The following is a 19,433-nucleotide window of genomic DNA, read 5'->3' as shown; positions in this document are numbered from 1 at the left end:
ATGGCGGCCCGACACGAGGAGATCGCCCACGAGCTGCGTCGGGCGATCGACCGCGAGGAGTACACGGTGGGCGCCCGGCTGCCCGCCGAGACCGACCTCGCGGCCCGCTACGGAGTCTCGCGCGGGACGGTCCGCCAGGCCGTGGCGGCGCTGACCGCCGAGGGACTCATCGGCTCCCGCCAGGGCGCCCGGCGAGTGGTGCTGGCCAGCCGCCGCAGCCAGAGCTTCGCGGAGCTGCGCAGCTTCGCCCAGTGGGCGCGGGCGATGGGCCGCGAGGCGACCGGGCAGGTGGTGGCGCAGCAGTACCAGCCGGCCACGCACGAGGACGCCGTCCGTCTGCAACTCCCCCTCGGTACCCCGGTGTTGCACGTCCTGCGGGTGCGCGGCCTGGACGGTGAACCGGTCCTGCTGGAGCGGACGGTGTACGCCGACTGGATCTCCGCCGCCGTCGAGTCGATCGAGCCGGACTGCCCCTCGGTGACCCAGCGTCTGCTGGACGACACCGGACTGGTCTTCGCCTACGGCGAGCACGTCATCGACGCGGTGGCGGCGGGCGCCCAGGACGCGGAGCTCCTCGGCGTCCGCCGCACCAGCCCCCTGCTGCGGGTCCGCCGGGTCACCACGACCCACGAGGGCCGCCCCGTGGAGTGGTCCGACGACCGCTACCGCTCGGACGCGGTGAGCTTCAGCGTGCACAACTCGATCGGCAACAACGCGCTGGCGCGCAAGACGGCCGACTGAGGGACGACGGTCGACGATCCGCAGCCGGGCGGAGCAGGTCAGGTGGGCGGAACAGGTCAGGTGGGCGAGCCCGACGAGAAGCGGCGCAGTAGGGGCGACAGCACCAGCACGGACTTCGTCCGTTCCACGAAGGGCTCCCCCGCGATCCGCTCCAGGACCCGCTCGAAGTGGCGCATGTCGGCCGCGAAGACCTGGGCGACCGCGTCGGCCTCCCCGGTGACGGTGGAGGCGGCGACGACCTCCTGGTAGCGCTCCAGGCCCCGCTGGATGGTCTCCGGGGAGGTGTTGCGCCGGCAGTAGATCTCGACGAACCCCTCGGTCTCCCAGCCGAGGGCCGCCGGATCCACCCGTACGGTGAAGCCGGTGATGGCGCCGGTGGCCCGCAGCCGGTCCACGCGCCGCTTCACGGCGGGCGCGGACAGACCGACCAGTTGCCCGATGTCCGCGTAGGAACGGCGGGCGTCCTCGGCGAGGGCGTGCACGATACGTTCGTCGAGATCGTTCAGCACGGTGCGTTGTTCACTTCTCAGCTGGTGCGGGTGGGGCGAGTCGGGAGCGGCGTTTCTCGGGGGCGCGGGGAACTTACCAGCTGGCGTGCAGGGGCTTCCCCTCGGCATAACCAGCCGCGCTCTGAATGCCCACGACGGCTTTCTCCGCGAACTCCTCGAGAGAGCCCGCCCCGGCATACGTGCAGGAGGAACGGACACCCGCGATGATCGAGTCGACCAGATCCTCCACCCCCGGCCGGGCCGGGTCGAGGAACATCCGGGACGTGGAGATGCCCTCCTGGAACAGCCCCTTGCGCGCCCGGTCGTAGGCCGACTCCTCGGACGTACGGTTGCGCACCGCACGCGCCGAGGCCATCCCGAAGGACTCCTTGTACGGCCGCCCGTCCGCGTCGTGCTGAAGGTCTCCCGGCGACTCGTACGTCCCCGCGAACCAGGAACCGATCATCACGTTGGACGCACCGGCGGCCAGCGCCATCGCGACGTCACGCGGGTGGCGGACCCCGCCGTCGGCCCACACGTGCTTGCCGTACTTCCTCGCCTCGGCCGCGCACTCCAGCACCGCCGAGAACTGCGGCCGCCCCACGCCGGTCATCATGCGGGTGGTGCACATCGCGCCGGGGCCGACACCGACCTTGACGATGTCCGCGCCCGCCTCGATCAGGTCCTTGACGCCCTCGGCGGAGACGATGTTGCCGGCCGCGACCGGCACGTGCGGGTCGAGAGCGCGCACGGTGCGGATCGCGCTGATCATCGACTCCTGGTGGCCGTGCGCGGTGTCGATGACGAGCGTGTCGACGCCCGCGTCGAGCAGCTGCTTGGCCTTGCCCGCGACATCGCCGTTGATCCCGACGGCGGCGGCGATGCGCAGCTTGCCCCGCGCGTCGACGGCGGGCGTGTACAGCGTGGCGCGCAGGGCGCCCTTGCGGGTCAGGATGCCGGCGAGACGGCCGTCCTTGTCCACGGCGGGCGCGTAGCGCCGGTTGGCCGCGTCGAGGGTGTTGAAGGCCTCGCGGGGGTCGATGTCGGCGTCGAGCAGCAGCAGGTCGCGGGACATGACGACCTCGAGCTGGGTGAAGCGGTCCACGCCGCTGAGGTCCTGGTCGGTGACGACACCGACCGGCCGACCGTCCCCGTCGACGACGACGCCCGCGTTGTGCGCGCGCTTGGGCAGCAGGGCGAGGGCGTCCGCGACGGTCTGGTGCGGGGCGAGCACGATCGGCGTGTCCAGGACCAGATGGCGGCTCTTGACCCAGGTGACGACATCGGTGACGACGTCGATCGGGATGTCCTGCGGGATCACGACGAGTCCGCCGCGCCGGGCCATCGTCTCGGCCATCCGGCGTCCGGCGACGGCCGTCATGTTGGCGACGACCAGCGGGATCGTGGTGCCCGTGCCGTCCGGGGAGGTGAGGTCCACCCCCTGCCGCGACCCGACCGCGCTGCGGCTCGGCACCATGAAGACGTCGTCGTAGGTGAGGTCGTACGCGGGCTGGATGTCGTTGAGGAAACGCACGTGCTGCACATCCCAGTCGTTCAGAGGTGACCCCCTGACAGGTCAGCCAGGGGGAAGAGCACGTACTTCATTGTCCCATGACGACCGTGACGCGGTGCCCGGACAGAACGTCCAAGCAGCTCAGAGGCGGTTAGGAGGATCCTCCGAGAGCGAGCACCACGGAGAGCGCCGGCACATGGTTCACCGCCGAGGAGAACACCTCCTGCGCGATCTCCCACTCCTCCGGTCGCGCCTTCGCGTACGCCTGCCAGTTCCGTACGACGACCAGCACCGGCCCCGACTCGGGCCCGTCCGGCAGATCGGTGAGGCTGTCGGCGAGGGCGTCCCAGTTGCGGCCGAACCAGTCGGGCAGTTCGAGGTCCCGTACGCAGCGGTCCATCAGGGCAGCCTTGTCCATGACCCCGTCGAGGTCCAGCGTGAGCACGTGCTCCGTCATCCAGGCACCGTCCTGAGCAAGTCGTGGTTCTCGGAAAGGGGCGGCCCTGACGACCGCCCCCTTCTGATCTTCCCTCAGATACCGTCCGGGTCCGCCCGGTTGAGCGCAGGCTTCGGGGTCGGGCCCGCCGTCATCAGATAGTCGGCCGCGGAGGTGTCCGTGACCAGGCTGGTGACGAGCCCGGAGCGCAGCACCGCGTCGATCGCGGCCGCCTTGCGCTGCCCGCCCGCGATCGCGACGACCTCGGGGACACGGCGGAGCTGGTCGGCCTTGACCGTGATGCACCGCTCCCCCAGGTCCCGTCCGACCCGGCGGCCCTCGGCGTCGAAGAGGTGCGCGGACATCTCGGCGGCGACACCGAGCGAGGCGTAGTGGGCCCGCTCCTCGTCGCTGAGCATGTCGTGCACCGTCGAGATGCCGGGCTCCCAGGAGCCGATCGAGACACAGGCGACCGTGACCTTGTCGAAGTACTCGAAGGCCCGGGCGATCCCGGTCTGGTTGCGCAGCGCCGCCGCGGTGGCCGCGTCCGGCAGCAGCATCGGCGCGTAGATGGGGTGCGCGTCGCCGCCGGACACCTGGGCGGCGCGGCGGACGGCCTCGACGGAGCCGCGCTCGGCGGTGCCCGCGTCGTACACGCCCGTCAGCTGCACCACCGTGCAGGGCGGCAACCGGTCCAGGGCCGCCGCCATGTGGATGGTGGAGCGGCCCCAGGCCAGGCCCAGGACGTCCCCCTCGTTCACGAGTTCGCCGAGCAGGTCGGCGGCCACCTCTCCCAGGTTCTCGGGGTCGGGCGAGTCCTCGGCCTCGGCCGGGGACTCGACGACCACGGCGTGTCTGAGGCCGTACCGGGCGCGGAGCGCGTCGGAGCGCTCGGCGTCCAGTTCGGCCGGCACGCGGATCTCGATCCGTACGAGATCACGTTCGAGGGCGGTCTCCAGGACCCGGGCCACCTTGAAGCGGCTGACGCCGAACTCCTCCGCGATCTGGATCTTGGACTTGCCCTCGAGGTAGAAGCGGCGGGCCATGGCCGCCGCCTGCACCAGCTCTGCGGGTCCCATCCGCATGGCTGACCGGCCCGCCGACATACCCGACACGGCGATCTCCTCACTGCTGTTCACACTCTGGATACGCCGTTCATCCTTGCAGATCCGGCGCACTTGATCAGCCCTGATGAGAGCCGTTCACGTACCTGTGGCCCAGTGTCCGCATGGGCTGCGTATTCAGTGGGCTACGTATGGTGTCAGCCCGCTGTTCAGAGGGCCATGGGTTCAAGGGCCACGGTTCAAGGACCACGGTTCAAGGGCAATGGTCAGTGGGTGCAGGCCCAGCTCGCTCTCGCGGTCTCCGCCTCCGCCTGGGCACGCAGGGCGCGGACCGCCTCGGCGGGGTCCTCGGCGCCGTACACCGCGGATCCGGCGACGAACACGTCCGCCCCGGCCTCCGCGCACCGCTCGATCGTCGATGCCGAGACGCCGCCGTCGACCTGGAGCCACAGTTCGAGGCCGTGCTTGCTGATCAACTCGCGGGTACGGCGGATCTTCGGGAGCATGATGTCGAGGAACGCCTGGCCCCCGAAGCCCGGCTCGACCGTCATGATCAGCAGCATGTCGAGTTCGGGCAGCAGGTCCTCGTACGGCTCGATGGGCGTCGCGGGCTTGAGCGCCATGGAGGCACGGGCGCCCTTCGCGCGGATCTCGCGGGCGAGTCGCACCGGCGCGGCGGCCGCCTCGACGTGGAAGGTGACGGACGAGGCACCCGCCTCGACGTACTGCGGGGCCCAGCGATCGGGGGCCTCGATCATCAGATGGCAGTCCAGCGGAGTGTCCGTCGCACGGGCCAAGGACTCTACGACCGGCACACCGAGCGTGAGGTTCGGGACGAAATGGTTGTCCATGACGTCGACGTGGAGCCAGTCGGCTCCTTCGACCGCCTTCGCCTCGTCCGCGAGGCGGGCGAAGTCGGCGGACAGAATGCTGGGGTTGATCTGCGCGGCCATGCACCAAGCCTGCCATGCGCTGCGCTGTGCTGGAACGCCGGTCCCTTGTGGCGGGGGTCGTCCTTCGGGTGCGGGTCGTTTGTGGCTTGTCGCGCCCGCGCGGCGGAGCCGCAAATGTCAGGGCCCCGCGCCCCTGGCCGGCTGGGGTCGGTATGAAGCGCACCGCGCATCTTGTCTGCGGGCGGCGGGCCAAGTGGCTGGTGCTGGTGTTCTGGGTCCTCGTGCTGTTTCTGATGGCACCGTTCGCGTCCAAGCTCACCGGGGCCCAGGACAATGACGCGGCGTCCTGGTTGCCGGGGTCGGCGGAGTCGACTCAGGTGCTGGAGATCTCGAAGGGGTTCCGGCCGGAGCAGATTCCGGCGGTCGTGGTGTACGCCCGGGACGACGGGCTGACGGCACAGGACCGGGCGCAGATCACCGCGGACGCGGTGCAGCTCAGGCAGCTCACGGACCACGGCATCCGGGGGGCCGAGACGCGCGGGCCGGTCTACGACCGTCAGGTGGATCCGCGCGCCGCGCAGATCTACGTGCCGATCACGATGGACGAGAAGGGCTGGGACCGGATCGCCCCGGCGGTCGACTCGATCCGTGACGTCGTCGGCAAGGGCGGGGACGGGCTGGCCGTGCACATCACCGGCCCCGGAGGCACCTCCGCGGACTTCGCCAAGGCCTTCGAGGGCATCGACTCGACGCTGCTGCTGTCGGCGATGGGTGTCGTCATCGTCATGCTCCTGATCACCTATCGCAGTCCGACCCTGCTGCTGGTTCCGCTGATCGGTGTGGTGGCGGCGCTGTTCACGGCGCAGGCGCTGATCTATTTCCTGGCCGAGTACGCGGGGCTGACCGTGAACGGTCAGAGCGCCGGCATTCTCACGGTCCTCGTCTTCGGCGCGGGGACGGACTACGCCCTGCTGCTCGTGGCCCGTTACCGGGAGGAGCTGCGCAGACACGAGGACCGCCACGAGGCGATGGCCCTCGCCCTGCACCGGGCGGGCCCGGCGGTGCTGGCCTCGGGTGCCACGGTGGTGCTGAGCATGCTGGTCCTGATGGCCGCGGAGATGAACTCCACCGCCGGTCTCGGTCCGGTGGCGGCCATCGGCGTGGCGGTCGCGCTGCTCGCGATGATGACCCTGTTCCCGGCCCTGCTGGTGATCTGCGGCCGCTGGATCTTCTGGCCGGCGATCCCGCACTTCGGCTCCGCCGATCCGACCGAGCGCGGGTTCTGGGCCCGCACGGGCCGGGGCATCGCCGGCCGCCCGCGCATGATCTGGATCGTGACCGCGTTGGTGCTGGGGGTGTGCTCGCTGGGCCTGATCCAGTTGCGCGCGGAGGGCATCAGCAACGCGGACGCCTTCACCGGCAAACCGGACTCCATCACCGGCCAGGAGGTGTCCGAGCAGTACTTCCCGGCGGGCAGCGGCGACCCGCTGGTGATCATCTCCAACCAGGCCCAGGCCCGTCAGGTGGGCGAGGCGGTGGCCGCCACGGACGGCGTCGTACCGACGTCCCTCGGGCTCCCACCGGGTACGAAGCCCCTCAACGACGGCAAGGTGCTGTTCGAGGCGACGATGACCGCCCCGTCCGACAGCGAGGCCGCCAAGCAGACGGTGGACCGGGTCCGGGACGCGGTGCACGCGGTGCCCGACGCCGACGCGCAGGTGGGCGGCGGAACGGCCGCCCTGCTCGACATGGACAGGGCGACCACGCACGACAACATCCTGATCATCCCGCTGGTCCTGGGCGTGGTCCTGCTGATCCTGTGCGGTCTGCTGCGCGCCCTGATCGCCCCGCTGCTGCTGGTCGGGACCGTGATCCTGTCCTTCGCGGCGGCCCTGGGCATCAGCGCGCTGGCGTTCCGGCACGTGTTCGACTACGCGGGCGAGTCGACGGACTTCCCGCTGTTCGTCTTCGTGTTCCTGGTGGCCCTCGGCATCGACTACAACATCTTCCTGACCACCCGTATCCGCGAGGAGGCGATCCGTCAGGGCACCCGCACGGGCGTGGTGACGGGCCTCGCCGCGACGGGCTCGGTCATCACCTCCGCGGGCCTGGTGCTGGCCGGCACGTTCGCCGCCCTGGGCACGCTCCCCATGGTCGCCTTCGCCGAGATCGGCTTCGCGGTCGCCCTCGGCGTCCTCATCGACACCTTCGTCGTACGGTCGGTGCTGGTCACGGCGCTGTTCCTGGACGTGGGCCCGAAGGTGTGGTGGCCGCACCGGCTGGCCCGGGAGGACGGCCGGCCCCTGCCCGAGAGCGAACGGGCGCCTGCCACCCGATCCGGCGGCTGAGCGTCCAGAGGGTGGCCGGCAGAGCCGTGGCGACGAGGACGAGGAGGAGTTGGGACGTGTGCGTCCCGGCGCTGTCCGCGGCGCGGGCGACGGCGTTGGGCAGGCCGAGCCGGTCCAGCAGCCAGCCGAGGGCCGCGCCTGCGGTGAGCACGGCGCACACGCCCCGCAGGACGGAGTGCCTGCGCAGCCGGGTGAGACAGATCAGGCTCGGCAGGGCGAGCAGAACGAGAAGCAACTGCACGCATTCGATGCCGAGGTTGAATCCGGCGAGGCTGAGAGCCAGTTGGCCGGTGGACAGGTTCATCTCGGCGAGGGTCAGTGAAAAGGCCAGGCCGTGTCCGAGCCCGAAGACGCCGGCGACGACGGCTTCGCGCCCCGGGAAAATCGGGCGAACGGCGTGGACGGCACCGACGAGAATACTGAAGGCGATGAATACCTCGACCGGCCGAGCCGGAATGTCGAGGCGGCCGAAAGCACTCAGGGCGAGCGCGGCGGAATGCCCGACGGTGAATGCGAGGGTTGTTCTTCCTATTCGGCCGATCGCGGTCCGGTTACTCGTCGATCCGCGCCAGCGCTTTCCGGCCGCCTGAAGGGGAGCGGGCAGCAGAAGAATGAGCAGGAAAAGCAGATGATCGGTGCCTTCGAGAATGTGGTGGGTGCCGAGCCGGAACATGGCGTAGGTCCCGCTCCACACGCCTGCGCCCGCCAGGTCGACGGTGAGGGGGTCGACACTCATGGTCCGTGTGTCGGTGCGGATGACGCCGACCTCGGTGGCGGGGTTCCGACCTTCCTCGGCTACTCGGCCGGCTGCCCAGTCCTGCCGTACGGAGACCATGACCGTGTGGGTGACGACCTGGTGGACGATGGCGTCGTAGTCAAAAACGAACCGGCGCGGGTCCCCACCGGCCGGCGGCGTGAGTGTGGCCCGTACCGTCAGCTCGCGGTAGGTGCCGGTGGAGGTCTGCTCCGCCCGGCCGAGGGTCAGGGCGCCGAGGGTGACGGTCCATGCCGTGCCCTGGCGGGTCGTGGGACGCAGATGCGCGGCCAGATAGCGGCGGATCGCGGCACTCCGAGCCGACAGCTGCTTCACCGTGGTGGAGTCGTCCAGGGCGATTCCGCTGGCCCGGGAGAAGTCGCCGACCGGCAGCTCCAGTTGGGCGGCCACGGACGCCTCGTGCACGTCGAGCAGCACCACCGAGTGGGGCATGGGATGCGCGGCAGCGGGCGGCGCTGCCAGAAGCAGCGCCGCCGTCACCGCCAGCACGACCCCGGCCACCCTGCGCAGCGCATGTGACAGTGAGATCGGCAGACGGTCCATCAGAACGAGAACTCTCCGCCGTAGTCGGTGGTGTGGTCCCGGTAGACGGTGTGGTAGTGGATCTGGTTCTGGTAGATCACCCCGTCCTGGCAGACGAACTCGATCCACACGCCCGGCCCGTCGATGCGGACGTAGTCGCCCTGGGCGTCCAGGTCGGTGCTGCCGGAGTACGAGATGTAGGTCTCGTCGAGTTCCGACTCGTAGGTGCTCAGCACGGAGGCGGCGGTCGTGTCGTCCGCCACGTCGACCCAGGGCTCCATGGCGGCGAGGACCAGATCCTGCTGGTCGTCGGTGAGTTCGCCGACCGCGAGGCCTTCCTTGGTCTCCGGGAAGTCACCGTCCTCGTCCGGGCCGAGCAGCACGTCGGTGTACGACTCGGAGAGCTCCGCCTCCGCCAGCTCGTCGTCGCTCAGACTGTCGACCATGGCCTTCATCCCGTCGTACATCCCGGCCAGGGGTGCGTACGAGGTGCCGTCGTCGTCGGTCCAGCTGGTCGGCTCCACCCCGATGAAGAACGGGGTGGTGCCCTCGACCTCGCCGTCCTTGTAGGTGAGGTTCACCGCGAGGTGGTGACCGCCGAAGTGCAGCTGCCAGGTGCCGCTCGTGCCCGGGGTGCCGAGGAAGGCCAGGTAGTAGTTGCCGCTGCCGTAGCCGCTGGCGGTCTCGCCGAGGACGTCGTCGGCCGCGAGGATCTGGGAGACCTGGTCGTACCCGGTGCCGCTGCCCGTGCCCGTCGCCGCCTCGATCACCGCCTTGGCCGCGGTGAGCTGCTCGTCGCTGAGCGTGCTCAGCTCGATGCCGACCCGGCAGGTGGAACCGCACGGGAGGTTGGACCAGGCGGTGGCGTTCGCCTCGGTGAAGTCGAGGAGCACCTCCGCCTGCTGGTCGTCGTCCAGGGTGGCGAGGAACGCGTCGGCCGCGTCGACCACGTCCGAGACGGCGGTGGACGAGGCGGTCGTGGTCGCCGACTCTCCGCTGGAGGTGCTGCGCTGGACGGAGGCGGCGTTGGCATTGACGTACACCGCCCCGAAGAGCAGGGCCGTTCCCGCGGCGAAGGCTGCACCGGCCTTCTTCAACCGATTCTTCGACCTGCGGTGAGTCTTGTTCTCTGGCACCTTTTCGATCCCTTCCAAAGAGGCTGCACGGAATTCCGGAAATCCCTTCTCAGGTATATGAACCTCAGGAATTCCGCGCCGTTGTTTTGGTGAGATAAAGGCAACCAGTCGGCACTGTGGCGGACATCAAGAAACAGTCGGGTTTACCTATGCGATCCTGTGCCCGGAGGCCATCAGCTTAAGGTTCCCGACTTCAACTCACTTGCCCGGCTTGGGATATGACGGGCCGTCATGCACCGGTCCGCGCCGGTCAGCCGGTCCGACGGATGAGTGCCAGGTACATGGCGTCAGTGCCGTGCACATGAGGCCACAGCTGCACGTCGGGCCCCTCGCCCAGCGCCGGTACGCCCGGCAGCAGGGGCCGCGCGTCGAAGAGGTCGGCCTGCGGGAACTGCTTGAGCACGTCGGCGACGACCGCCCGCGTCTCCGCGAGATGCGGTGAGCAGGTGGCGTACCCGACGACACCCCCGACCCGCACGGACTCCAGCGCGGTCCGCAGCAGCCTGCGCTGCAGGGGCGCGAACCCTTCGAGGTCCTCGGGCCGACGCCGCCAGCGGGCCTCGGGCCGCCGCCGCAGGGCGCCGAGGCCCGTGCACGGCACGTCCATCAGCACCCGGTCGAAGGAGCCGGGCCGCCACGGCGGCCGGGTCCCGTCGGCGGCGATGACCTGGTACGGCCCGGGATTGCCGTGCAGCGCCTTGGTCACCAGGCCCGCCCGGTGCGGCTGCTTCTCGGAGGCGAGGAGGGTGGCCCCACGCTCGGCGGCGAGGGCGGCGAGCAGCGCGGCCTTGCCGCCGGGCCCGGCACACCCGTCGAGCCACTTCTCGTCCCGCCCCTCCACCGGCGCGCCCGCGAGGGCGAGCGCGACGAGCTGGCTCCCCTCGTCCTGCACACCCGCACGCCCCTCCCGTACGGCGTCGACGGCCCCGGGCTCCCCGCCCTCGGTGAGCCGCACGGCGTACGGCGACCAGCGCCCCGGTACGGCGGCCTCCTCCCGGAGCAGTTCCTCGGCCGTGGCCCGCCCGGGCCGGGCGACCAGGGTCACCTCGGGCCGCTCGTTGTCGGCTTCGAGCAGGTCCTCGATCCCGGCCCGCCCGCCGCCGAGCGAGTCCCACAGCGCGGAGACGATCCAGCGCGGGTGGGAGTGCACGACGGCGAGGTGGTCCTCGGGATCGTCGTCGTACGGCGGGGCGACCTGCTCGAGCCATCCGTCGAGATCGTGCTGGGCGATCTTCCGCAGTACGGCGTTGACGAACTTGGCCCGCCCGTCGCCGAGCACGACCCTCGCCAGCTCGACCGCGGAGGACACCGCGGCGTGCGTCGGGATCCGCGTCCCGAGCAGCTGGTGCGCACCGAGGCTGAGCACATCGAGCACGGGCGGATCGACGTCCCGGAGCGGCCGGTCCACACAGGCGGAGATGACGGCGTCGTACGTCCCCTGCCGTCGCAGTGTGCCGTACACCAGCTCGGTGGCGAGCGCCGCGTCCCGCAGGTCGAAGTCGCCGCTCTCACGCGCCTTGCGCAGCAGGGGCGGCAGCACCAGGTTGGCGTAGGCGTCCCGCTCGTCGACAGCCCGCAGCGCCTCGAAGGCGAGCATGCGGACGGGGTCCTTCTGGGGCCGGCGGTAGGGCCGGGCGGGCTTGCGGGGACGGCGGGGCTGGTCGCTCACGAAAAAGGTGCTCCGGATTGCAGGATGGAAGTCGCGTCCAGCGTACGACGTGCGCGCCGGACCGGTGCGGGAGCGTTACGACCCGACCCGCTCGCCCTCGGCGATACGCACACCGCGCGCCCAGTCGGCGGCCCGCATCGGCTTCTTGCCCTGGGCCTGCACCCACAGCAGCTCGACGGCGTACGACCCCGTTCCCACGTGGACGCTGTTCTTGCCGACGGCCAGCGCACCGGGCGCGAGGTCGTCCCGACCGGGAACCGGCCGCACCTGGATGAGCTTGAGCCGCTCGCCCCGGAAGGTGGTCCAGGCGCCGGGGGCGGGCGTGCAGCCCCGCACGACACGGTCCACCCGCAGCGCGGGGGCGGCCCAGTCGACGAGCGCGTCCTCAACGGTGATCTTCGGCGCGAGAGTGATCCCCTCGGCGGGCTGCGGCACGGCCTTCAGGCTGCCGTCCTCGATCCCGTCCATGGTGGCGGCGAGCAGCCCGGCGCCGGCGAAGGCGAGCCGCGTCAGCAGATCACCGCTGGTGTCGGTGGTCCGCACCTCCTCGGTGACGGTCCCGTAGACGGGCCCGGAGTCGAGCCCCTCCTCGATGAGGAAGGTGGAAGCCCCCGTGATCTCGTCCCCCGCCATGACCGCGTGTTGCACGGGCGCGGCCCCACGCCAGGCGGGCAGCAGCGAGAAGTGCAGGTTGACCCAGCCGTGAACCGGAACATCGAGCGCCACCTTGGGCAGCAGGGCCCCGTAGGCGACGACGGGGCAGCAGTCCGGCGCGATCTCCCGCAGTCGCTCCAGGAACTCCGGATCCCGGGGCCGCGCGGGCTTCAGCACCTCGATGCCCGCCTCCTCGGCCCGCTGCGCGACCGGAGACGCGACCATCCTGCGCCCCCGCCCCGCCTGCGCGTCGGGCCGCGTCACCACGGCCGCCACCTCGTGCCGCCCGGAGGCGATCAGAGCGTCCAGAGCGGGAACGGCGACCTCAGGGGTACCGGCGAAGACAAGCTTCATGAAGGGACGTGCCTCTCGAAGAAACGAACGACGGCCAACGCACAAGTCTATGACCACGCCCCAAGGCCCCGGTCAGACCACGGTGACGAAGCCACCGACGGCACCGAGCACGATGGCGAAGCCACCGACGGCGCTGTGAGCACGAGGGTGAAGCCGCCGACGGCGCTGTGAGCACGAGGGCGAAGCCGCCGACGGCGCTGTGAGCACGATGGTGAAGCCGCCGACGGCGCTGAGCCCCACGGGCGACGCCCACCCTTCATCCAACTGGAAACGGGCGGTGCGCGGGTGGGAGAGAAAGGGGGCGCAGGCCAAAGCCGGGAGCGCCCGCATATGCCCATACGCCCCCACCCCGTGACCAGCGGAGCGAACCCGCGTTGGTCAAGAAAGAGTTGACCTTCTCCCCAACGCCGGTTCGAGAGGCTTGTTCATGGCCGACCATGCAACCCACGACGCCCAGGCCCGGGCCAGCCTGCACTTGCTGGTGCGGGACATCGAGCGGGTCCGCCGGCAGGTGGACGCGCTGCGCACCCTCACCGCCCAACTGGGCAACGTCTACCGCCCCCGCCGCTCCGGCCCCTCCACGGGCTTCGTCGTCTACGGACGCGCCCCCGCCCCGACGGTCCGCCTCGCCCAGGAACTCCGGGACAGTGTCGAGACCCTGGTCACCGCGGCGGTGGACTTCGACCGCTCGCTCGGCTTCTCCTGGGACGCGGTGGGCTCCGCGCTGGGAGTCACCAAGCAGGCGGTGCACCGCCGTTACGGCTCCCGCAGGGCCACCGCCCAGGCGCCCGCCGACACGGAACGAACAGCGGACCCCACGGGCACCCGAACGGTCAGCGTGAACACGGGCCTGCCGGCGGTCCCGACCGTCCCCGCCGCCCGCTCCATGCCGACCCAGCCGACGGCCGGCAGCCCGGCACTGCGCGACGAGGCGAGACCGACCGCCTTCCCCGGCCCACGCAACGGCTGAGGCACCCACCGCACCCACCGCACGCACCGCACGCACCGCACCCACCTACCTACCTCTCCACCCTCACCGCCCCTGCCCTCTCGGCCCCCTCCCGAGAGGGCAGCCGCATTCCGGGGCTCCCAAATCCGCTGCCCCTCACCCACCGCCCCTCACCCGATGTCCCCGGGATCGATCCGCACCCACACCCGCCCCGCTTCCTCCCCACCCCGAGCCATCCGAGCCGCCTGAGCCGCCTTCAACGCAGCGGCCAACGCCGCCCCCCTCCCCGGCGGCACCCTCACCAGCGCCCGCTCCCACTGCTCCCCGGCAGGCGGCGCCCCCGGTCGCCGAGGCCTCCCCGGTGGCGTGACCGGCAAGGACACCGGCCCCAGCACCTCCGCCTCGGCGGGCAGCTCGGCCGCCCCCAGGAACGCGGTCACCGCCTCCGCCGTCCCCGACACCGCAGCCATCCGCGACACCGGCGGAAACCCCAGCTCGGCCCGCTCGGAGAGCTCCCGCAGCGCATGGCCCACGGGGTCCCACCGCACGAGCGCCTGCACGGGCCGTAGCGTCGGCTCGGCGACGACCACCACGGTCCCGCCCTCAGCCTGCGGCCGTACCAGCGCCGCGGCGGCGATCCAGCGCCGCAGCGCGTCCTCCCCCGCCCGCAGATCGGGCCGCCCCAGCATCGCCCAGCCGTCGAGCAGCAGCGCCGCCGCGTACCCGCCCTCGGCCACCGGTTCGGCCCCCGGTGTGCTCACGATCAGCGCGGGCGCCCCGGGCACCGTGTCCAGCACATGCTCCCGACCGGAGGTCCGCACCGGGACGGCGGGAAACGCCCGCCCCAGCTCCTCCGCGGTCCGCCGCGCCCCCACGACCTGCGCCCGCAGCCGGAACGCCCCGCACTCCGGACAATGCCACGCGCTCTCCTCACGCCCGCACCACCCGCACCCCAGCGCCCCGCCGTCCCGCGTCTCCAGCGGCCCGGAGCAGTGCCGGCACCGCGCGGCGGCCCGGCACTGCGCACACGCCATCCGCGGTACGTAACCCCGCCGCGGCACCTGGACCAGCACCGGCCCGTTCCGCAGCCCCTCCCGCGCCGCCTGCCAGGCGAGGCTGGGCAGCCGGGCGGCGCGCGCGGCCTCGTCCCGCGCCAGATCCTGGTCCCCCACGGTCCGCATCAGCGGAGCCGCCTGCCGCACCTGCTCCCGCGCGGCGACGAGCGGCCGCGCCCAGCCGCTCTCGACGAGCTGCGCGCCCTCGACCGTGCAGCTCCAGCCCCCCATCAGAAAGCCGCACCGGTCCTGCGCGGCGCGCAGCAGCAGCACCTCGCGCGCATGCGGCTGCGGCGCGTGCTGCTCACTGAGGCTGTCGTCACCGTCGTCCCAAAGCGCCACCAGCCCGAGGTCGCGCACCGGGGCGAACATCGCGGCCCGGGTCCCGACCACCGCCCGTACGCTGCCACGCCGTACGGCGAGCCACTCCCGGTACCGCTTCTGCGGACCGGCGTCCGCCTGGAGCAGGGCATGCCGCCCCTCCCCCAGCAGGGCCGTCAGGGCCGCGTCCACCCGGGCGGCGGCCCGGCCGTCCGGCACGACGACGAGTGCTCCACGCCCCGAGGCGAGCGTCGCGGCGACGGCCCGCGCCAGTTCCTCGCTCCATCCGGGCCCCGGCAGCGCGTTCCACACGCCGCGCGGCGCTCCTCCCGAGGCCAGCGACTCCAGGAAGGCGCCTCCGCGCTCGTACCGCGTCCAGGATCCGGCCGTCGGTGCCGGGGGCGGGGGCAGCGGCGCGGGCGAGGGCCGCTGCTCGGCGCTCGCGTTGCGCGGCGGCACGGCCAGTTGGAGTACATCGGCGAGGCTCCCGGCGTAGCGGTCGGCGACGGCCCTGGCCAGTCCCAGCAGCTCCGGGCTCAGCACCGGCTCGGGCGACACGACCTGGGCGAGCGCCGCGAGCGGCCCGGAGTAGTCGGAGGCGGCGAGCCGCTCGACTAGGAACCCGTCGATGAGTCCCCCGCCCTCGCGCCGCCCCTCGCGCACCCGGCCCCGCCCGGCGCCGAACCGCACCCGCACCCGCACCCCCGGCTGGGCGTCGGCGTCCAGCTCGGCGGGGACCGCGTAGTCGAAGTACCGGTCGAGATGGAGCACGCCCTTGTCGACGAGCACCCGCGCGACCGGCAGTTCGTCGGCCAGCGCGGCTCCTCGCCAGGTCCGCGGCTTGGCCCGGGGCTCCTTGGCCTTGCGCACGGTCTCCCGGATCAACGCGAGCTGCTCCGGCGGCGCACCCTCCCCGCCCCCGGCCCCCGACCCGTTCTCGCTGCTCACCCCTGCATTCTTACCAAACGCCACTGACAACGGCCCCGCCCCGAGTCAGATGCGCGTTCACATACATGTACCTCCCGTTCAACATGTACCTCCCGTTCAATAGGACGACGCCGCACCCCAAGCCGGACGGCGTGATCGACTCGGCGCCAGCGATCACCAAGCATGCGCCGACCTGCTTCTCTCCGTGGTCGCCGGTTTCCTCCTCATCTCCCGGATCGAGGACGCGCGCTGATTGCCGGCCGAGGAGAGGACCGCCCTGCGCACGGCCGTCGCCCGGGACGAGACGGCCCGGCCCCGGGCGCCGGAGGTCTCGCGGCTGCGGGGATGAGCCACTTCACCAACCGCGCCCCCGACCGGCGCCCCTACCTCGCGATCACCCTGGTGCTGTCCGCCCTGCGCGCCTACCCGGCCACGCTCGGCTCCCCCTGGTTCGGCCTCGCCGCCGTCACCCTCGCGGGCGTCGGCTCCAAGTACGCCGCGACCGTCTTGTGGCCTTTGGCGCAGTCCGGTCTCGACCTGAAGATCGCCGCCCCCGGACTGGCGCTCGTCAACTCGATCGGCAACCTGGGCGGTTTCGTCTCACCGTTCCTCTGCGGATACCTCAAGGACACCACCGGCAGCACGAACGGCGGGCTCTACATCCTCTCCGCCGCCTCGCTGCTCGCGGTCGTCGCGGCCCGTTTCCTCCGCGGCACACGGACCGCCGGCACTCCGTCGACCACTCCTTCGGCGGAGACCCAGAAGGCGTAAGCGGGGAGGCGTGACCCTCCACAAACGGACCGGCTCCCGGCACCACCTGAGCGTGGTGCCGGGAGCCGGTGACGTCGGTGTACGGCCTTACAGCCCCGCGGCCTTGCGCAGCGCCTCGACGCGGTCGGTCTTCTCCCACGTGAAGTCGGGCAGCTCACGGCCGAAGTGGCCGTACGCGGCGGTCTGGGCGTAGATCGGGCGCAGCAGGTCGAGGTCGCGGATGATCGCGGCCGGACGCAGGTCGAAGACCTCGTCGATGGCCTTCTCGATCTTCTCGGTCTCGACCTTGTTGGTGCCGAAGGTCTCGACGAACAGACCGACCGGCTCGGCCTTGCCGATCGCGTACGCGACCTGGACCTCGCAGCGCGCGGCCAGACCCGCGGCGACCACGTTCTTGGCGACCCAGCGCATCGCGTACGCCGCCGAGCGGTCGACCTTGGACGGGTCCTTGCCGGAGAAGGCGCCGCCACCGTGCCGGGCGAAGCCGCCGTAGGTGTCGATGATGATCTTGCGACCGGTGAGGCCGGCGTCGCCCATCGGGCCGCCGATCTCGAAGCGGCCGGTCGGGTTGACCAGCAGACGGTAGTTCTCGGTGTCGAGCTTGATGCCGTCGTCCAGCAGGGCCTTCAGCTCGGGCTCCACGACGAACTCGCGGATGTCGGGCGCCAGCAGGGACTCAAGGTCGATGTCGCTCGCGTGCTGCGAGGAGACGACGACCGTGTCGAGGCGGACGGCCTTGTCGCCGTCGTACTCGATGGTGACCTGGGTCTTGCCGTCGGGGCGCAGGTAGGGGATGGTCCCGTTCTTGCGGACGTCCGAGAGCCGCTTGGAGAGGCGGTGCGCCAGGAAGATCGGCAGCGGCATCAGGGTCGGCGTCTCGTCGGAGGCGTAGCCGAACATCAGGCCCTGGTCGCCCGCGCCCTGCTTGTCCAGTTCGTCACCCTTTTCCCTCTGGGAGGCACCCTCGACGCGGGACTCGTACGCCGTGTCGACGCCCTGCGCGATGTCCGGGGACTGCGAGCCGATGGACACCGAGACACCGCAGGAGGCGCCGTCGAAGCCCTTCTTCGACGAGTCGTAGCCGATCTCGAGGATCTTCTCGCGGACGAGCTGGGGGATCGGCGCGTAGGCCTTGGTGGTGACCTCGCCGGCCACGTGCACCAGACCGGTGGTGATGAGGGTCTCGACGGCGACGCGGGACGTCGGGTCCTCGCGCAGCAGCGCGTCGAGGATGGTGTCGCTGATCTGGTCAGCGATCTTGTCGGGGTGACCCTCGGTCACGGACTCCGAAGTGAACAGGCGACGGGACACAACGCTCCCTGTGGTTGCAGCGGCTGCTGGCTGATCATTGGCGGACGCGACGGGAGCTGCGCCCGGCGTCGTCCGGGGACAGTTTATCGGTCGAGCCCTGCCACCGGCCCACCTGTCTCGCCTCTCGGGAGCGCGGTGACCTGCGGCACGGGCATTCTGCCCAATGCCGTGCGCGCTTGGCCAGGGTCGCCACGCCCGAATCGAGCGGCGTACGAGGGAACGGCGAACGCATCGAACAGTCAGCTCAGGCGTGGCGTCACCAGGTCCCACACGATTTCGGCCAGGGCCTCCTTGGGTCCGTGCGGCACCGGTGTCTCGCTGCCGTCGGCGCCCAGGACGACGGCCTCGTTCTCCTCGGAGCCGAAGGTCCTGCGCTCCCCCACCTCGTTCACCACCAGCAGGTCGCACCCCTTGCGGCGGAGCTTCGTGCGGCCGTTGGCGAGGACGTCGTCCGTCTCGGCGGCGAAGCCGACGATCACCTGTCCGGGGCGGGCGCGGTCGGCGGAGATCTCCGCGAGGATGTCCGGATTACGTATGAGGACGATCGGGTCGGGGTCCTGTCCGTCCTTCTTCTTGATTTTCCCGGTGGCGTAGGTCCCGGGCCGGAAGTCGGCCACGGCCGCGGCCATCACGACGGCGTCGGCGTCGGCGGCCGCCTTGAGCACCGCCTCGCGCAGCTGTACGGCCGTCCCGACCTGGACGACGTCGACGCCCGCCGGGTCGGGCAGGCCGGTGTTGGCCGCGATCAGGGTGACCCGGGCGCCGCGGGCGGCGGCGGTGCGGGCGAGGGCGTAGCCCTGCTTGCCGGAGGAGCGGTTGCCGAGGAAGCGGACCGGGTCGAGCGGCTCGCGGGTGCCGCCGGCGCTGACCACGACATGCCGCCCGGTGAGGTCGGGTTCGCGCACTCCCCTGGCCAGGACGCGGCGGCAGACCTCGAAGATCTCGGCGGGGTCGGGCAGCCGTCCCTTGCCGGTGTCGACGCCGGTGAGACGGCCGACGGCGGGCTCGATCACGACGGCGCCGCGGCGGCGCAGCGTCGCCACGTTCTCCTGGGTGGCCGGGTGCTCCCACATCTCGGTGTGCATCGCGGGCGCGAAGACGACCGGGCAGCGGGCCGTGAGCAGGGTGTTGGTGAGGAGGTCGTCGGCGAGGCCGTGGGCGGCCTTGGCGAGCATGTCGGCGGTGGCCGGGGCGACGACGACCAGGTCGGCGTGCTGGCCGATACGAACGTGCGGGACCTCGTGCACGTCGTCCCAGACCTCGGTGGAGACGGGCTTGCCGGAGAGGGCGGACCAGGTGGCGGCGCCGACGAAGTGCAGGGCGGAGGCGGTGGGCACGACCCGTACGTCATGGCCGGACTCCGTGAGCCTTCTCAGCAGCTCACAGGCCTTGTAGGCGGCGATGCCACCGCTGACCCCCAGAACGACCTTGGGCTTGTCCACCGTCTCTCCCCGGCTCGGCAACGTACGGGTCCATCACACACCACAGGCCCGGCAGTGGCACTGC

At 71.5% G+C, this 19,433-nt stretch carries 16 protein-coding genes; 4 read left to right on the top strand and 12 right to left on the bottom strand.

Going from position 1 to position 19,433, the window contains the following annotated elements; translation table 11 throughout:
• Entirely contained in the window at positions 1-741 is a 741-nt protein-coding gene (locus tag ACLZN2_RS08425; RefSeq protein WP_416977737.1) for a GntR family transcriptional regulator, read from the top strand.
• A 56-nt stretch (positions 742-797) separates the two neighbouring features.
• Here the strand turns inward: ACLZN2_RS08425 and ACLZN2_RS08420 are convergent, their stop codons facing one another.
• The 5 genes from ACLZN2_RS08420 to rpe all read right to left on the bottom strand — a co-directional run bounded on the left by ACLZN2_RS08420 (position 798) and on the right by rpe (position 5,195).
• A complete protein-coding gene (locus ACLZN2_RS08420) occupies positions 798-1,250 on the bottom strand; it encodes an Lrp/AsnC family transcriptional regulator (protein WP_276111955.1) in 453 nt (150 codons plus the stop codon).
• Positions 1,251-1,323: 73 nt separating this feature from the next.
• Positions 1,324-2,763, bottom strand: a complete 1,440-nt coding sequence (locus tag ACLZN2_RS08415; protein ID WP_416977809.1) for a GuaB1 family IMP dehydrogenase-related protein — start codon at positions 2,761-2,763, stop codon at positions 1,324-1,326.
• Between the two features lie 130 nt (positions 2,764-2,893).
• Positions 2,894-3,199 carry a barstar family protein gene (locus ACLZN2_RS08410; protein ID WP_416977736.1) on the bottom strand — a complete coding sequence of 102 codons (306 nt, stop codon included), beginning with the start codon at positions 3,197-3,199 and terminating at the stop codon, positions 2,894-2,896.
• A 74-nt stretch (positions 3,200-3,273) separates the two neighbouring features.
• On the bottom strand, positions 3,274-4,317 hold the full coding sequence (locus tag ACLZN2_RS08405; protein ID WP_359001038.1) for a sugar-binding transcriptional regulator: 1,044 nt from the start codon (positions 4,315-4,317) through the stop codon (positions 3,274-3,276).
• Positions 4,318-4,508: 191 nt separating this feature from the next.
• A complete protein-coding gene (gene rpe, locus ACLZN2_RS08400; protein WP_416977735.1) occupies positions 4,509-5,195 on the bottom strand; it encodes a ribulose-phosphate 3-epimerase in 687 nt (228 codons plus the stop codon).
• A 152-nt stretch (positions 5,196-5,347) separates the two neighbouring features.
• On the opposite strand from rpe, the gene ACLZN2_RS08395 reads away from it, so the two are divergent.
• Positions 5,348-7,483 (top strand): MMPL family transporter, encoded by a 2,136-nt coding sequence (locus tag ACLZN2_RS08395; RefSeq protein ID WP_416977734.1) that lies wholly within the window; start codon positions 5,348-5,350, stop codon positions 7,481-7,483.
• On the opposite strand, the gene ACLZN2_RS08390 is transcribed toward ACLZN2_RS08395, so the two are convergent.
• From ACLZN2_RS08390 to fmt, 4 genes are all read right to left on the bottom strand, one after another.
• The gene (locus ACLZN2_RS08390) at positions 7,365-8,801 is read right to left on the bottom strand and encodes a HupE/UreJ family protein (RefSeq protein WP_416977733.1); all 1,437 of its coding nucleotides are present in this window, start codon (positions 8,799-8,801) and stop codon (positions 7,365-7,367) included. The two genes, ACLZN2_RS08395 and ACLZN2_RS08390, sit on opposite strands and share 119 nt — an antisense overlap.
• On the bottom strand, positions 8,801-9,916 hold the full coding sequence (locus tag ACLZN2_RS08385) for a DUF3500 domain-containing protein (protein WP_416977732.1): 1,116 nt from the start codon (positions 9,914-9,916) through the stop codon (positions 8,801-8,803). The genes ACLZN2_RS08390 and ACLZN2_RS08385 overlap by 1 nt, the downstream gene beginning before the upstream one ends.
• A gap of 250 nt (positions 9,917-10,166) precedes the next feature.
• Entirely contained in the window at positions 10,167-11,585 is a 1,419-nt protein-coding gene (locus ACLZN2_RS08380; protein ID WP_416977731.1) for an RsmB/NOP family class I SAM-dependent RNA methyltransferase, read from the bottom strand.
• 75 nt (positions 11,586-11,660) lie between these two features.
• On the bottom strand, positions 11,661-12,593 hold the full coding sequence (gene fmt, locus ACLZN2_RS08375) for a methionyl-tRNA formyltransferase (RefSeq protein WP_416977730.1): 933 nt from the start codon (positions 12,591-12,593) through the stop codon (positions 11,661-11,663).
• A gap of 427 nt (positions 12,594-13,020) precedes the next feature.
• Between fmt and ACLZN2_RS08370 the strand changes: the two genes are divergently transcribed.
• The gene (locus ACLZN2_RS08370; protein WP_416977729.1) at positions 13,021-13,563 is read left to right on the top strand and encodes a hypothetical protein; all 543 of its coding nucleotides are present in this window, start codon (positions 13,021-13,023) and stop codon (positions 13,561-13,563) included.
• A gap of 149 nt (positions 13,564-13,712) precedes the next feature.
• Here the strand turns inward: ACLZN2_RS08370 and ACLZN2_RS08365 are convergent, their stop codons facing one another.
• Positions 13,713-15,866: a primosomal protein N' gene (locus ACLZN2_RS08365; RefSeq protein WP_416977728.1), complete on the bottom strand. Its 2,154-nt coding sequence runs from the start codon at positions 15,864-15,866 to the stop codon at positions 13,713-13,715.
• 324 nt (positions 15,867-16,190) lie between these two features.
• Between ACLZN2_RS08365 and ACLZN2_RS08360 the strand changes: the two genes are divergently transcribed.
• The gene (locus tag ACLZN2_RS08360) at positions 16,191-16,616 is read left to right on the top strand and encodes a hypothetical protein (RefSeq protein WP_416977727.1); all 426 of its coding nucleotides are present in this window, start codon (positions 16,191-16,193) and stop codon (positions 16,614-16,616) included.
• A gap of 87 nt (positions 16,617-16,703) precedes the next feature.
• Here ACLZN2_RS08360 and metK read toward each other — a convergent pair whose 3' ends face one another.
• Positions 16,704-17,927, bottom strand: a complete 1,224-nt coding sequence (gene metK / locus ACLZN2_RS08355) for a methionine adenosyltransferase (RefSeq protein ID WP_416977726.1) — start codon at positions 17,925-17,927, stop codon at positions 16,704-16,706.
• 239 nt (positions 17,928-18,166) lie between these two features.
• A complete protein-coding gene (gene coaBC / locus ACLZN2_RS08350; RefSeq protein ID WP_416977725.1) occupies positions 18,167-19,369 on the bottom strand; it encodes a bifunctional phosphopantothenoylcysteine decarboxylase/phosphopantothenate--cysteine ligase CoaBC in 1,203 nt (400 codons plus the stop codon).
• Between the last annotated feature and the right edge of the window lie 64 nt (positions 19,370-19,433).

Source organism: Streptomyces sp. T028, assembly GCF_048159505.1.
GTDB lineage: Bacteria > Actinomycetota > Actinomycetes > Streptomycetales > Streptomycetaceae > Streptomyces.
This window is presented reverse-complemented; position numbering and strand designations above follow the sequence as displayed.

Bases quoted from the DNA above. Each gene is read 5' to 3' on its own strand.
- ACLZN2_RS08360 (WP_416977727.1), top strand. From the start codon at position 16,191: ATGAGCCACTTCACCAACCGCGCCCCCGACCGGCGCCCCTACCTCGCG.
- ACLZN2_RS08410 (WP_416977736.1), bottom strand. From the start codon at position 3,199: ATGACGGAGCACGTGCTCACGCTGGACCTCGACGGGGTCATGGACAAG.
- ACLZN2_RS08370 (WP_416977729.1), top strand. From the start codon at position 13,021: ATGGCCGACCATGCAACCCACGACGCCCAGGCCCGGGCCAGCCTGCAC.
- rpe (WP_416977735.1), bottom strand. From the start codon at position 5,195: ATGGCCGCGCAGATCAACCCCAGCATTCTGTCCGCCGACTTCGCCCGC.
- fmt (WP_416977730.1), bottom strand. From the start codon at position 12,593: ATGAAGCTTGTCTTCGCCGGTACCCCTGAGGTCGCCGTTCCCGCTCTG.
- ACLZN2_RS08425 (WP_416977737.1), top strand. From the start codon at position 1: ATGGCGGCCCGACACGAGGAGATCGCCCACGAGCTGCGTCGGGCGATC.
- ACLZN2_RS08395 (WP_416977734.1), top strand. From the start codon at position 5,348: ATGAAGCGCACCGCGCATCTTGTCTGCGGGCGGCGGGCCAAGTGGCTG.
- ACLZN2_RS08390 (WP_416977733.1), bottom strand. From the start codon at position 8,801: ATGGACCGTCTGCCGATCTCACTGTCACATGCGCTGCGCAGGGTGGCC.